9 protein-coding genes are annotated in these 13,723 nt (G+C 64.3%); 1 reads left to right on the top strand and 8 read right to left on the bottom strand.

Going from position 1 to position 13,723, the window contains the following annotated elements:
- Nucleotides 1-53: 53 nt before the first annotated feature.
- From tsaB to mutS, 8 genes are all read right to left on the bottom strand, one after another.
- Complete coding sequence (tsaB, locus tag ATC00_RS08680) at nt 54-728, bottom strand: tRNA (adenosine(37)-N6)-threonylcarbamoyltransferase complex dimerization subunit type 1 TsaB (protein WP_064252539.1); 675 nt, start codon at nt 726-728, stop codon at nt 54-56.
- 156 nt (nt 729-884) lie between these two features.
- On the bottom strand, nt 885-1,451 hold the full coding sequence (locus ATC00_RS08675) for a NifU family protein (RefSeq protein ID WP_037378149.1): 567 nt from the start codon (nt 1,449-1,451) through the stop codon (nt 885-887).
- 104 nt (nt 1,452-1,555) lie between these two features.
- Nucleotides 1,556-2,047: a universal stress protein gene (locus ATC00_RS08670; RefSeq protein ID WP_037378146.1), complete on the bottom strand. Its 492-nt coding sequence runs from the start codon at nt 2,045-2,047 to the stop codon at nt 1,556-1,558.
- Between the two features lie 52 nt (nt 2,048-2,099).
- Nucleotides 2,100-3,164, bottom strand: coding sequence for a tryptophan--tRNA ligase (gene trpS / locus ATC00_RS08665; protein WP_037378144.1), 1,065 nt, complete (start codon nt 3,162-3,164; stop codon nt 2,100-2,102).
- 73 nt (nt 3,165-3,237) lie between these two features.
- Nucleotides 3,238-3,630: a VOC family protein gene (locus ATC00_RS08660; RefSeq protein WP_064252538.1), complete on the bottom strand. Its 393-nt coding sequence runs from the start codon at nt 3,628-3,630 to the stop codon at nt 3,238-3,240.
- Nucleotides 3,627-5,234 carry a murein biosynthesis integral membrane protein MurJ gene (gene murJ, locus ATC00_RS08655; RefSeq protein ID WP_064252537.1) on the bottom strand — a complete coding sequence of 536 codons (1,608 nt, stop codon included), beginning with the start codon at nt 5,232-5,234 and terminating at the stop codon, nt 3,627-3,629. Before murJ ends, ATC00_RS08660 begins: the two co-directional genes overlap by 4 nt.
- The gene (locus ATC00_RS08650) at nt 5,231-8,080 is read right to left on the bottom strand and encodes a [protein-PII] uridylyltransferase (protein ID WP_153045186.1); all 2,850 of its coding nucleotides are present in this window, start codon (nt 8,078-8,080) and stop codon (nt 5,231-5,233) included. The genes murJ and ATC00_RS08650 overlap by 4 nt, the downstream gene beginning before the upstream one ends.
- 200 nt (nt 8,081-8,280) lie before the next feature.
- A complete protein-coding gene (gene mutS, locus ATC00_RS08645) occupies nt 8,281-11,028 on the bottom strand; it encodes a DNA mismatch repair protein MutS (protein WP_064252535.1) in 2,748 nt (915 codons plus the stop codon).
- Nucleotides 11,029-11,130: 102 nt separating this feature from the next.
- Between mutS and ATC00_RS08640 the strand changes: the two genes are divergently transcribed.
- Nucleotides 11,131-13,416 (top strand): NADP-dependent malic enzyme, encoded by a 2,286-nt coding sequence (locus ATC00_RS08640; RefSeq protein ID WP_064252534.1) that lies wholly within the window; start codon nt 11,131-11,133, stop codon nt 13,414-13,416.
- Nucleotides 13,417-13,723 lie beyond the last annotated feature (307 nt).

Here is a 13,723-nt window from a genome sequence, read left to right as displayed (position 1 = left end):
CGCGCCCTCCTCATCCAGAGCACCGGCCGGCCGTCTCGATTGACTGAACGGGTCTATCCTGCCGTCGCCCTCCTGACGGCGAAGCCCGCCTGAGGCTTTGCATCCGGGCCTCGCAAATAGAGCGGCTTCGGCTTGGCCGAGGCTGGATCGGCCTCAGCGCCCAGCCGGCCGACAAGGGCTATATCGATGGCGTTTTCGTCCGGCTTGCCGACCGTTTCCGCCGAGGCGACGAGCGGTGCGCCGGAGCCGCTAATGACACCGGCGAAACCGGAAAACCGGTCGCGAGCTATGGCGAGCGGCAGGATTTCGGGCTCGCCTTGCGCCTCGCCGAGCGAGCTGAAGGCCTGAACATAGACCTCGTCCCGTTTCGCGTCGATGACCGCCAGCACCGGCCTCCCCGGCTGTTTCTCCCTGGCGCTCTCGGCAGCAAGCTGAAGCGTGGTGATGCCGAGGGTGGGCTTGCCGAGGGCAAGCGCCAGGCCGCGCGCCGCTGCGACGCCGACGCGAATGCCGGTGAACGACCCCGGCCCTATGGTGACGGCGATCCGGTCGATGTCCGCAAGTTCCCTGCCGGAGGCGAAGAGCGCCTCATCGACGAACTCCATCAGGCGCTCGGCATGACCGCGGCCGATGTCGGCGCCGGCATGGGCCAGCACTTCGCCCGCCGCCCCGTCATAGACTGCAGCCGCGCAACCGCTGCCCGAGGTATCGATGGCAAGGACCAACATTGTGAGACGCCATGACCTCCCTGCGCTGCTTCGCCGGCCCGCGAAGAGGCTCTTCCGCTGCAAGGCGCGGCCGCAGCCGTCACCTGTCGTCGGTGTTCCGAAAATCCTGGGGCTGCAACCAGCCTAAGCCGCTATCATCCGAATCCGAGGACGGCTTCAGACCGATTCGACCGATTCGACCTCGGGCACGAAATGGCGCAGCAAGTTCTGCACGCCGTGCCTGAGCGTCGCGGTCGAGGACGGGCAACCGGAGCAGGCTCCCTTCATGTTCAGGAACACGGTGCCGTCCTTGAAACCCCGGAAGGTGATGTCGCCGCCATCCTGGGCGACGGCCGGGCGCACCCGCGTGTCGAGCAGTTCCTTGATCGTCGCGACGATCGCCTCGTCGCCCTCGTCATAGAACTCACCTTCCTGATCCGTCTCTTCGGCTCGGCCGGCGCCCGACATGATCGGCTGGCCGGACATGAAATGTTCCATGATCGAGCCAAGGACCGCAGGCTTCAGGTGCTGCCACTCCTGCCCTTCCTTGCTGACGGTGATGAAGTCGTAGCCGAAATAGACGCCGCTGACGCCGGGAATCGAAAAAAGCCGTGCTGCCAGCGGCGAACCGGCGCGCGCCTCTTCCTCGCTTCGGAATTCGGCGGTTCCGTTCTCCATCACCACCTTGCCCGGTAGGAACTTCAACGTGGCCGGATTCGGCGTGGCTTCGGTCTGGATGAACATGGTTCTCTCCGTTGCGCCGGGAGCGCTCTCAACCGGCTCTTTAGAATTGTTCAAAAATATAGGGGCATCGCTCCGGCGCCGCAAGGGCGCGTTCTGCCGCACGGTCAGGTCAGCGCGTCGATCTCCTCGTCGGTCAGAAGATCGGGAATGACCGTGACCGGAATCGGAAAGGCCGCCGCCTTGCCTGCGATCGACGATACGAGAGGGCCTGGCCCTTCCTTCGCCGATCCCGCGGCAAGCACGAGGATGGCGATATCCCGATCTTCCTCGATCAGCGCGTATATCTGCTCCGTGGCGATCCCCTCGCGAATGACGATTTCCGGCTCGATGCCGATTCTCTCGCGTACCGTCTGCGCGACCTTGGCCAGCGTCGCCTCGGCCTCCTCGCGCGCCTCCGCCCGCATGATTTCCTCCACGCCCAGCCATTGCTGGAAGTCGGCGTCGGAGATAACATAGAGGAGCACGAGACCGCCATTGGAGTTCTTGGCGCGCATGCCTGCATAGTGCACGGCACGACCGCATTCGGGCGTGTCGTCGATCACCGCCATGAACTTGCGGCGATGACCTTCCAGTCGTGAGAGTCGGGTGGAAACCATGCGGCGAACATTACATCGCCGCATGCGTCCCGCAAGCTCTCATTTCGGCGGACTACTGCAAAAAGCCGATGATCTCGCGAACCTCGCGCATGGTCTTTTCCGCCCGCGCCCGCGCCCGCTCGCCGCCATTCCTGAGGATCGAGTCGATATGCGCCGTGTCGTCCATCAGGCGACGCATCTCGCCGGTGATCGGCGACAGCACTTCGACGGCGAGATCGATAAGGGCCGGCTTGAAGACCGAGAATTGCTGACCGCCGAACTCGGCGAGGACCTGATCCTTCGTCCGGTCGGCAAGTGCGGCATAGATGCCGACGAGGTTTTCCGCCTCCGGGCGGCCCTTCAACCCTTCGGCTTCGCTCGGCAGCGCATCGGGATCGGTCTTGGCCTTGCGAATCTTCTTCGCGATCGTCTCCGGATCATCCAGCAGATTGATGCGCGACAGGTCGGACGGATCGGATTTCGACATCTTCTTCGTGCCGTCGCGCAATGACATGACGCGCGGCGCCGGTCCGCCGATCAGCGGCTCGACCGGCGGGAAATAGGCATGGATCGGTTCTTCGCCGACGACGATATCGACGCCGTAGCCGCGCGCCCTTATGTGCTCCATGAAGTCGATATTGAACTTCTGGGCAATGTCGCGGGTGAGCTCCAGATGCTGCTTCTGGTCGTCACCGACCGGAACATGGGTGGCGCGGTAGACGAGGATGTCGGCCGCCATCAGGCTCGGGTAAGCAAGCAGGCCGAGGGAGGCGTTCTCGCGGTCCTTGCCGGCCTTGTCCTTGAATTGCGTCATCCGGTTCATCCAGCCGATGCGGGCGACGCAGTTGAAGATCCAGGCAAGCTCCGCATGCTGCGGCACCGCCGACTGGTTGAAGACGATATGCTTCTCGGGATCGATGCCCGAGGCGACGAAGGCGGCCGCGATCGAGCGTATCTGGCCCGGCAGGTCGTCATGCACGAGCTGCGCGGTGATGGAGTGGAGGTCGACGACGCAATAGATGCAGTCGTTGTTCTCCTGCAGCGCGACGAATTTGCGGATCGCGCCGAGATAGTTGCCGAGATGCAGATTGCCGGTCGGTTGAACGCCGGAAAATACGAGCGGCCTGAATTCGTTCATGTCGTCCTCATCGGGCTTGTGGAGGGCCCACCAATTGATATCGCCGCGCTTATGCACGGCGGGCCAAATGCAATCAAGAGGCGGGTTGCAGGAGGTCCCAACGATTGCCGAACGGATCGGTGAAGACGGCGACAGTCCCATAGGCCTCATGGCGCGGCATCTCCAGGAATTCGACGCCGGCGGCAAGCATCGCCGCATGGTCGCGGGCAAAGTCGTCGGTGAAGAGGAAGAAGCCGACGCGGCCGCCGGTCTGATTGCCGATCGCCGCTTTCTGCCGATCGCCCTCGGCCCTGGCGATGAGCAGCGCGGTTTCGGTCGCGCCTCTCGGCCGCACCAGCACCCAACGCTTGCCATCGCCGACAGCGGTGTCCTGAATCAGTTCGAACCCCAACCTGCCGCAATAGAAGGCGATACCCGCGTCATAGTCCGGAACGAGAATGGCGACCCGGGCAATGGTCTGCGTCATGGCTCGTCCGTCCCCTCACCGGCTGCCGAAGCAGCCGCCGGTGCCGCCTTGCGCTTCAAGCTGCGGCGAATCATCCCCAGGCTGGCGCCGCCGAGGCCGAAGGCAGCGGCGAAATAGATCAACATCGCAACCGCCACCAGGCCGCAGACACTTGCGGCGCGGATCGCCAGCGGCGCCGCGGAGGAAAGCGGGAAGGCCAGCCACTGGATGGCGTAGTGGAGCGCCGCCGCCATGACCGCGGCGGCGATCACGAGGCGCGGTATTCGTGTCAGAAGCGGAATGTCGCGGCCCCAGTGGCCGCGCCAGGCAAGTGTGGCGAAGAGCAGGAGCGCGTTGACCCAGCCGGCGACGACCTCGGCGGTAGCGATGCCACTTGCCGCCAAGGACGGGAACAGGGTCAGCGCCAGCGAGACGTTCACCGCCACCGATATCGCCGCGAAGATCATCGGCGTACGCGTGTCCTCGCGGGCGAAGAAGCCCGGGATGAAGGCCTTGATGAGTACGAAGGCCGGCAGGCCGAGACCGTAGATCGCCAGGATATGCCCGACGACGACCGTCGATTCCGGTAAGAACTTACCGCGTTCGAAGAGCAGCCGGACGATCGGCTCCGACATGACGAGCAGCGCCGCGGCTGCAGGCAAGGTCAGGAACAGGGTGAATTCAACGGAGCGGTTCTGGAGGTTCGACGCCTCGTTGAGGTTGCCGGCGCGAAGCGCCCGCGCCAGCTCCGGCAAGAGCACGGTTGCGACCGCGATGCCGACGACGCCGAGCGGAAGCTGGTAGATGCGGTCGGCATAGACGAGCGAGGAGACCGCCCCTTCCTTGGCCGAGGCGATATTGGTGTTGATCAGCAGGTTGATCTGGGTGATGCCGCCGGTGATCGCCGCCGGCAGGGCCAGCACGAGCAGGCGCCGGACATTGGCGGTCAGCCGCGGGCGGCGGAAACCGATCCGGATGCCGGCATTGCGCACGGCAACCCAGACGATCGCAAGCTGGACGAGGCCGGCCGCCATGACCCCCCAGGAGAGGCTGTAGCCGACAGCGACCGCGTCCTGGCCGCTATACCAGGCATAGGCGAGCACGCCGATCAGGATGAAGTTGAGAAAGACCGGCGCGATCGCCGCGGCAAAATAGCGATGCAGCGAATTGAGCATGCCCGCCATCATCGCCGCCAGCGACATGCAGGCGAGATAGGGAAACATGATCGTCGCGAAGGTAACTGTGCTTGCAAACTTCGCCGGATCGTCCGCGAAACCGGGCGCAATCAGTTCGCGCACGATGAACGGCATCGCCAGTTCCATCGCGATCGTCAGCAACAAAAGAACGGTGAAGAGCACGCCGAACACTTCTTCGGAAAAGCGGCGGGCGCCGTCCATGCCGCGCGCCTCGATCTCCTTGGCGAAGAGTGGCACGAAGGCCGAGTTGAATGCACCCTCGGCGAAAAGCCTGCGAAAGGTGTTGGGGAGCCGGAAGGCCGTGTTGAAAGCGTCGGCGACCGGCCCGGTCCCGAGTGCAGCCGCCATGAAGGTTTCGCGCACGAACCCGAAGACGCGGCTTCCAAGCGTCGCGCCGCCGACGGTTGCGAATTTCTTGACGAGGCTCATGTTTCGGCTTTTGTCGTTCTGGAACCGTGCGACGCCCGCGGCGGATGGGCGGGAGCGATGATGCCGGAGGGCATGCGCTCGCGCGCCTCGTCGACCTCGCCGGCCAGCACGGCCTTGAGGCGCGCGGCAATGTTACCCTGCCGGTTCTCGTTGATGATCTTCGCGCCGACCAGGTCGGTCACATAGAAGGTGTCGATGACCTTCTCGCCGAAGGTGGTGATATGGGCCGAGGCGATGTCGAGCGACAGGTCGGAGAGCACCGCGGTGATCTCGGAAAGCAAGCCGGTCCGGTCGAGGCCCTCGACCTCGATGACGGTGAACTTGTTCGACAGCGTGTTGCTGATCGTCACCTCGGGCGTCACGGTAAAGGCCCTGCTGCGCCTCTTTGCCCGGGTGCGGCTGGCGATCACCTCCGGCAGGCGCTTGCGGCCGGAGAGCACGTCCTCGATCAGCTTGCCGATGCTTGCCGCGCGCCGCGTCTCGTCCTCGTCGACCGAGAACTCCCGGTTGACGAGGATCGTATCCAGCGCGCGGCCGTCCGAGGTCGTATGGATCTGCGCGTCGACGATGTTGGCCCCCGCCGCGGCGCAGGCGCCGGCGATGACCGTCAGCAGGCGCGGGTGGTCCGGCGAAAGCACGGTGATCTCGGTGATGGCGTGGAAATGATGGGTGCGCACCATCGTCGCCAGGGTCTTGCCGGCCCGGTCCGCCTCACGGATGAATCCGGCGTGCCTCACCTGATCCTCGAGCGCCACGGTCAGGAGATAGGGCTGATAGTGAAGCCGGACATAGGCGTCCCGCTCCTTCTTCGACCAATCCTTGAGCGCGTCGGCAAGCATATGGGCGGCGTGCTTTGCCCGCTCCTTGCGCGACAGTTCCGAGAAACCGCCGGAGAGAAGCAGCTCGGTCTCGTAATAGAGCGTGCGCAGCAGCTGCCCCTTCCAGCCGTTCCAGACGCCGGGGCCGACCGCCCGGATGTCGCAGACGGTCAGGATCAGCAGCATTTTCAGGCGCTCGAGCGATTGCACGCGGTCTGTGAAGTCGAGGATGGTCTTGCGGTCGTTCAAGTCGCGGGTCTGCGCGACCATCGACATGGTCAGATGTTCCTCGACCAGCCAGACCACCGTCTCCGTCTGCTTCGCCGAGAGGCCGAGACGCGGGCAGAGCCTGCGGGCAACCTTGGCGCCGGCGACCGAGTGATCCTCGGGCCGGCCTTTGGCGATGTCGTGCAGCAGCACGGCGACGTAGAGCGCCTCGCGATCTTCGATGCTGGGCATCAGCATCGCCGTCAGCGGGTGCGCTTCCTCCTCGAGGCCGCGATCGATCCGCGACAGGACGTCGACCGAGCGCAGCAGGTGCTCGTCTACAGTATAGTGATGATACATGTTGAACTGCATCATCGAGACGATCTTGCCGAAATCCGGAATGAAGCGGCCGAGCACGCCCGACTCATTCATGCGCCTCAGGATCAGTTCCGGATTGCGTCGCGAGGTGAGGATCGACAGGAACAGCCGGTTGGCCTCGTCGCTTTCGCGCAGATGCGGGGTGATCAGGCCGAGCGAACGCGTCACCTGCTTCAGCGCGTTCGGGTGGAACTCCAGCCCGTGGATATCGGCGATGTGGAACAGGCGCAGCAGGTTGATCGGGTCCCGTTTAAAGACGTCCGGGCTTGCGAGCGCGATGCGGCCGCCATCGTCGACGAAGTCGAGCGTACCGGCAATCTTGCGCGTGCGGTGCCGGAAACGGCTGAAGACGCCCGAGATCCCCGGGGTGTCCTTGGCCTGCTGGTCCTCAAGCGCGGCGCAGAAGATGCGGGTGAGATCGCCGACGTCCTTGGCGACGAGGAAGTAGTGCTTCATGAATCGTTCGACCGCCGAGAGGCCCGGATGGTCGTGATAGCCGAGCGCTTCGGCAATCTCGCGCTGGATGTCGAAGGACAGCCGTTCTTCCGCCTTTCCGGTCAAAAAGTGCATATGGCAACGCACTGCCCAGAGGAAATCGTCCGATTTCTGGAAGAGCTTGTATTCCTGCCGCGACAAAACGCCAAGCTTGACGAGGTCAGCCGGATCCTTGACACGATAGAAATACTTGGCGATCCAGAACAGCGTGTGCAGATCGCGCAGGCCCCCCTTGCCCTCCTTGACGTTCGGCTCGACGAGGTAGCGGGTGTCGCCCGCCTTGCGGTGGCGCCCGTCGCGCTCGGCAAGCTTGGCGGCGATGAATTCGGGGCCGGTGTTGCGGACGATCTCGTGATCGAAGCGCTGTTCGAGTTCGCCCGCCAGCGCCTCGGAGCCGCAAATGTAGCGGCATTCGAGGATCGCGGTGCGGATCGTCATGTCGGCGCGTGACAGCCGGATGCATTCGTCGATGGTGCGCGTCGCATGGCCGACCTTGAAGCCGAGGTCCCACAGCACGTAGAGCATGAACTCGATGGCGGGTTCCGACCAGACCGCCTTTTTCGGCGGCAGCAGAAAGAGCAGGTCGATATCCGAGCCCGGCGCCAGCGTGCCGCGGCCATAGCCGCCGACCGCGGTCACGGCGAGCCGGGATGCTGGCGGCGCATGGGCGGCGTCGAACACCTCGTTCAGCACGAAATCGTGCAGAACGGTGATGAGTTGATCCTGAAGCCAGGAGATGCGCTCGGCGCATTTGATCCCGGCCCCGTCGGCCGCGAGCAATTCGCGTGCCTTGGTGCGGCCGGCATTGTTCGCCTCTTTGAAGGCGGCGAGAAGCGCGCGGCGCATCGGCTCGCGCTGCTCGGCATGGGCCGAGGCGATGAAGCCGCACTTCGCCCGAAGCGCGGCAACGTCGAGAATTTCGGGGAAGGAAGTTTCGTGTCTGGCCATTGAGTGCCGGGAGGCGTCCTGTCCGACTGATCGTATCGTTCGCTGCATGTGCAAGCGCCGGAATCATGCAGCATTTCAAGCACTACCACATGCCCTCATGAAAAGGCACGCGGCGCTGTATAGCCTTTTTGCCAGTCGATTGACAGGAAAAATCGGGACGCTGCACAACGGCCCGGGCGCGTTAAGACTCGCCTCCCAAGTCAACGGCTAGCCAGGTCCTTTTTCAAGGCGTAGAGCGCATCCAGCGCCTCACGCGGCGTCATGTCGTCGGGGTTGAGCGCTCGCAGCGCCTCGTCGACCTTGGAGGGGACGGAGGCCCTCGCCGCCTCTTCGCGCCTGACCGCGACCTGGAAGAGCGGCAGGTCGTCGATCAGCTGGCTTGCCGGGTTCTTTCGGTCGGCATCCTCGAGCTTGGCAAGCACGTCCCTCGCCCGCGCCACCACGGAGGCCGGCAGACCCGCAAGACGGGCGACCTGAATGCCGTAGGAACGGTCGGCCGCACCCGGACCGACCTCGTGCAGGAAGATTACGTCGCCGTCCCATTCCTTGACCCGCATCGTCGCATTGGAAAGCCGCCCGAGCTTTTCCGACAGCACCGTCAGTTCATGGAAATGGGTGGCGAAGAGCCCGCGGCAGCGATTGACCTCGTGCAGGTGCTCGACCGCCGCCCAGGCGATCGACAGGCCGTCGAAGGTAGCGGTGCCGCGGCCGATCTCGTCGAGGATGACCAGCGATCGGTCCGTCGCCTGGTTGAGGATCGCCGCCGTCTCGACCATCTCGACCATGAAGGTCGAGCGGCCGCGGGCGAGATCGTCCGAGGCGCCGACGCGCGAGAAGAGCCGGTCGACGATGCCGATATGGGCGGCATTGGCGGGCACGAAGGAGCCCATCTGCGCCATGATAGCGATCAGCGCGTTCTGGCGCAGGAAAGTCGACTTGCCGCCCATGTTGGGGCCGGTGAGCAGCCAGATGGCGCCGGCCTCAGGACCGTCCGGAGGCGACAGGTCGCAGCCATTGGCGACGAAAGGATTGGCCGCCTGGCGCCTGAGCGCCTGCTCGACGACCGGGTGGCGTCCGCCGTCGATCGAAAACATCCGCGAGTGATCGACGAGCGGCCGCGCATAGTTCTGCTCCTCGGCAAGCACGGCAAGCCCCGCCGAGACGTCGAGCGTCGCGAGCGCCAGCGCCGCCGCTTTGATCGCGTCGGCCTCGGCGACGACCTCGCGGGCCATCGCCTCGAAGGCCTCGAGCTCGATCGCAAGCGCCCGATCGGCGGCATTGGCAATCTTCGTCTCGAGCTCGGCAAGTTCCGTGGTGGTGAAGCGCATCGCATTCGCCATGGTCTGGCGATGGATGAAGCGGGCACGGCCGGCGTCCGTGTCGGTCATCGCCCCGGCATTGCCGGCGGTGACTTCGATGAAATAGCCGAGCACGTTGTTGTGCTTGATCTTCAGCGACTTGATGCCGGTCTCTTCGCAATACTGAAGCTGCAGGCCGGCAATGACACGGCGCGACTGGTCGCGAAGCGCCCGCATCTCGTCGAGTTCGCTGCTCGCCCCTTCGCGCAAGAAACCGCCGTCGCGTTTCAGAAGCGGCAGATCTTCGCCAAGCGTCGAATCGAGACGTGCCAGCAACGACGCCGGCAAGGCGGCGACCGCTGCTTGCGCCTCGCTGAGTTCCGCGGAGAGCCGGGCGCCCGAAAGCAGCGCCGAGATAGCCACCGCTGCCCGAAGCCCTGCCTGGATGGCGCCGAGATCGCGTGGCCCGCCGCGGCCGAGCGCGAGCCTGGACAGGGCACGCGGCATGTCCGGTGCACGCCGCAAGGCATCGCGGACATCCATGGCGAAGCTCGGCTGGTCGAGCAGGACCTCGATCGAATCGAGCCGTTGGTTGATCCGCTCCGGATCTGTCAAAGGCGACATCAACCGCTCGGCGAGCAGGCGCGCGCCGCCGCTGGTGACGGTCCGATCGAGGGCACGCAGCAGGCTTCCGTCACGGGCGCCGGAGAGCGTCTTGGCGAGTTCGAGATTTGCGCGGGTTGCGGGATCGATGAAGAGGGACGAGGCGGCGCTCTCGCGCTCGGGAATACCAAGCGCTGGACGCTCCGCGAGCTGCGTCTTCTCGACATAGGAGATCGCCGCCGAAGCGGCCGCAAGCTCGGCGCGCGAGAAGGTGCCGAAGCCGTCGAGGGTTTTTACGCCGTAGTACCGGCCAATCCGGCCTTCCGCCGTCGCACTGTCGAAGAGGACTGCCGGCTGCGGCACCGCCACCCGTCCGAGCACGTCGAAGACCGGCCGCAGCTCCGGATCGTGGAAGACGGTGTCGGGCAGGATCAGCTCGCGCGGCTCGACGCGCAGGATGTCGGCGAGCAGCCGGCTCTCGGCCGTCTCGGCAAGACGGAAAATGCCGGTGGAAATGTCGATCCAGGCGAGCGCGTAGGCCGGATCCGAGCCGCTGCGGATGCGGGCGAGCGCCATTAAATAATTGGTTTCCGAGGGCGAGAGCAGCTTGTCCTCGGTGATCGTCCCCGGCGTCACCAGCCGCACGACGTCGCGGCGCACCACCGATTTGCCGCCGCGCTTCTTCGCTTCGGCGGGGTCCTCCACCTGCTCGCAGACGGCGACCCGGAAGCCGAGCGCGATCAGCTTCTGCAGGTAGTCGTCGGCGGCGTGCACCGGCACCCCGCACATCGGGATGTCCTGGCCCAGATGCTGGCCGCGTTTGGTAAGCGTAATGCCGAGCGCGCGGGAGGCTTCCACCGCATCCTGGAAGAACAACTCGTAGAAATCGCCCATCCGGTAGAACAACAGCGAATCCGGATTGTTCGCCTTGATCTCGATGAACTGCTCCATCATCGGCGTGGCAGTGGAGCGGCTCTCCTCGCTCGCCAGATCGGACACGGAAAGGACGTCGCCCGTGCGGCTCGATGCGTCAGGCATGAAATTCATGATTGTTCCAAAAAAAGAGATGTCACACTATCCGCAAGCATTTATAGACGACAACAACAAAGAGGCTGATCGAAAGGGTCGCCCACAGGAGGTTGAGGAAACATGCCGGCTACCGACAAGTCCGACCGCACGAGGACGAGCGTGACTGAACAGGAAGCACTCGACTTCCATTCCCAGGGTCGTCCCGGCAAGCTGGAGATCTCGCCGACGAAACCGATGGCGACGCAGCGCGACCTGTCGCTCGCCTATTCGCCGGGTGTCGCCGTTCCCGTCAAGGCAATCGCCGAGGATCCGGCGACGGCCTATGACTACACGGCGCGCGGCAACATGGTGGCGGTTATTTCGAATGGCACGGCGATCCTCGGCCTCGGCAATTTGGGGGCGCTTGCCTCGAAGCCGGTGATGGAGGGCAAGTCGGTGCTCTTCAAGCGTTTCGCCGATGTCGATTCGATCGACCTCGAGGTCGATACCGAGAATGTCGACGAATTCATCAACTGCGTGCGCTTCCTCGGTCCCTCCTTCGGCGGCATCAATCTCGAGGACATCAAGGCACCGGACTGTTTCATCATCGAGCAACGACTGCGCGAGGTCATGGACATTCCGGTGTTCCATGACGACCAGCACGGCACGGCGATCATCGCCGCCGCCGGTCTCATCAATGCGCTGACGCTGACCGGGCGCGACTTCAAGACGACCAAGCTCGTCTGCAACGGCGCCGGTGCGGCCGCCATCGCTTGCATCGAGCTGATCAAGGCGATGGGCTTCAATCCGCAAAACATCATCCTCTGCGACACCAAGGGCGTGATCTTCAAGGGCCGCACCGAAGGCATGAACCAGTGGAAGTCGGCGCATGCGGTCGAGACCGATCGCCGGACGCTGGCCGAGGCGGTCGAGGGCGCCGACGTGTTCTTCGGACTCTCGGCAAAGGGCGCGCTGTCACCCGATATGGTGCGCTCGCTCGCTCCGAAGCCGATCATCTTCGCCATGGCCAATCCGGATCCGGAAATCACCCCGGAAGAGGTCGCCCAGATTCGCGACGATGCAATCGTCGCGACCGGCCGCTCCGATTATCCGAACCAGGTCAACAATGTCCTCGGCTTCCCCTATATCTTCCGCGGCGCGCTCGACGTGCGCGCCTCGACGATCAACGACGCGATGAAGATCGCCGCGGCGGAAGCGCTTGCCAGCCTCGCCAAGGAAGACGTGCCGGACGACGTCGCCGCCGCCTACCAGGGCAACCGGCCGCGCTTCGGAGCGCAGTACATAATTCCGGTGCCCTTCGATCCGCGCCTGATCTCGGCGATCCCGATGGCGGTCGCGAAGGCAGCCATGGAGACGGGCGTCGCGCGCAAGCCGATCACCGATCTCAATGCCTACGGGCAGCAGCTTTCGGCCCGGCGCGATCCGATCGCATCGACGCTGCAGCGCATCTACGAGCGCGTCCGCCGCCAGCCGAAACGCATCGTCTTCGCCGAGGGCGAGGAAGTGCAGATGATGCGCTCGGCCATTGCCTATGCGAACCAGCAGCTCGGCACGGCCATCCTGCTCGGACGCGAGGAGCAGATGCGCGAAACCGCCGAGCGGGAAGGCATTGACCTCGACCGACCGGGCATCCAGATCGTCAATGCCCGCCTGTCGAAACGTGTCGGCGCCTATACCGACTTCCTCTATGCCCGCCTGCAGCGCAAGGGCTACCTCTTCCGCGACGTGCAGCGGCTGATCAACAACGACCGCAACCACTTCGCCGCCTCGATGGTCGCGCTTGGCGATGCCGACGGCATGGTCACCGGTCTTACGCGCAATTATTCGACGGCGCTCGAGGACGTCCGCCGCTGCATCGACGCAAAGCCCGGCCACCGGGTGATCGGCGTCTCGATCGCGCTCTGCCGCGGCCGCACCGTGCTCGTCGCCGACACCGCCGTGCACGACATGCCGTCGGCCGAGGAACTGGCCGATATTGCCGAGGAGGCCGCCGGCCTCGCCAAGCGGCTCGGCTACGTGCCGCGGGTCGCCATGCTGGCTTACTCGACCTTCGGCCATCCATCGGGCGAGCGCTCAGAGCGGGTGCGCGAGGCCGTGAAGATTCTCGACCGACGCCGTGTCGACTTCGAATATGACGGCGAAATGGCCGCCGACGTGGCGCTCAATCATCGGGTGATGGAGCAATATCCGTTCTGCCGGCTGTCCGGCACCGCCAACGTGCTGGTGATGCCCGCCTTCCACTCAGCCTCGATCTCCACCAAGATGCTCCAGGAACTGGGCGGCTCGACGGTCATCGGCCCGCTGCTCGTCGGCTTCGATAAGTCGGTGCAGATCGTCTCCATGTCGGCCAAGGACTCCGACATCGTCAACCTGGCTGCAATCGCCGCCTACAATGCCGGGACTTGAGCCGACTGGGTGTGCCGTTTTGGCGCGATCTGGAGCACCCGGCGGAGCGCACCTGCGAAACTGTAGAATAACGACACAGAGTCTCTAAATAAAACAAGAGCCCACCTCCTTGGGAAAGGACGTGGGCTCAATATATTTGTGGCCGATCTACACCTTACGTCATAAAAAATAGGAATTTATCGAGAACCGCGGCTCGTCTCCGGTCGCGGGAGTGATCATTCCTTTGTTTTCTACACTGCTTCGTGATGAAAATTCGATCCAACCACGAGGGTAGACTTTCGCGGTTTTATGTTAGAAGTCAAACATA

The organism is Sinorhizobium americanum, assembly GCF_001651855.1.
Taxonomy (GTDB): Bacteria; Pseudomonadota; Alphaproteobacteria; order Rhizobiales; family Rhizobiaceae; genus Sinorhizobium; species Sinorhizobium americanum.
This window is presented reverse-complemented; position numbering and strand designations above follow the sequence as displayed.

Excerpts from the sequence above, each read along its gene's own strand:
- ATC00_RS08670 (WP_037378146.1), bottom strand. The coding sequence starts at position 2,047 with ATGGTTTCCACCCGACTCTCACGACTGGAAGGTCATCGCCGCAAGTTC.
- ATC00_RS08650 (WP_153045186.1), bottom strand. The coding sequence starts at position 8,080 with ATGGCCAGACACGAAACTTCCTTCCCCGAAATTCTCGACGTTGCCGCG.
- ATC00_RS08675 (WP_037378149.1), bottom strand. The coding sequence starts at position 1,451 with ATGTTCATCCAGACCGAAGCCACGCCGAATCCGGCCACGTTGAAGTTC.
- trpS (WP_037378144.1), bottom strand. The coding sequence starts at position 3,164 with ATGAACGAATTCAGGCCGCTCGTATTTTCCGGCGTTCAACCGACCGGC.
- ATC00_RS08640 (WP_064252534.1), top strand. The coding sequence starts at position 11,131 with ATGCCGGCTACCGACAAGTCCGACCGCACGAGGACGAGCGTGACTGAA.
- tsaB (WP_064252539.1), bottom strand. The coding sequence starts at position 728 with ATGTTGGTCCTTGCCATCGATACCTCGGGCAGCGGTTGCGCGGCTGCA.
- mutS (WP_064252535.1), bottom strand. The coding sequence starts at position 11,028 with ATGAATTTCATGCCTGACGCATCGAGCCGCACGGGCGACGTCCTTTCC.
- ATC00_RS08660 (WP_064252538.1), bottom strand. The coding sequence starts at position 3,630 with ATGACGCAGACCATTGCCCGGGTCGCCATTCTCGTTCCGGACTATGAC.
- murJ (WP_064252537.1), bottom strand. The coding sequence starts at position 5,234 with ATGAGCCTCGTCAAGAAATTCGCAACCGTCGGCGGCGCGACGCTTGGA.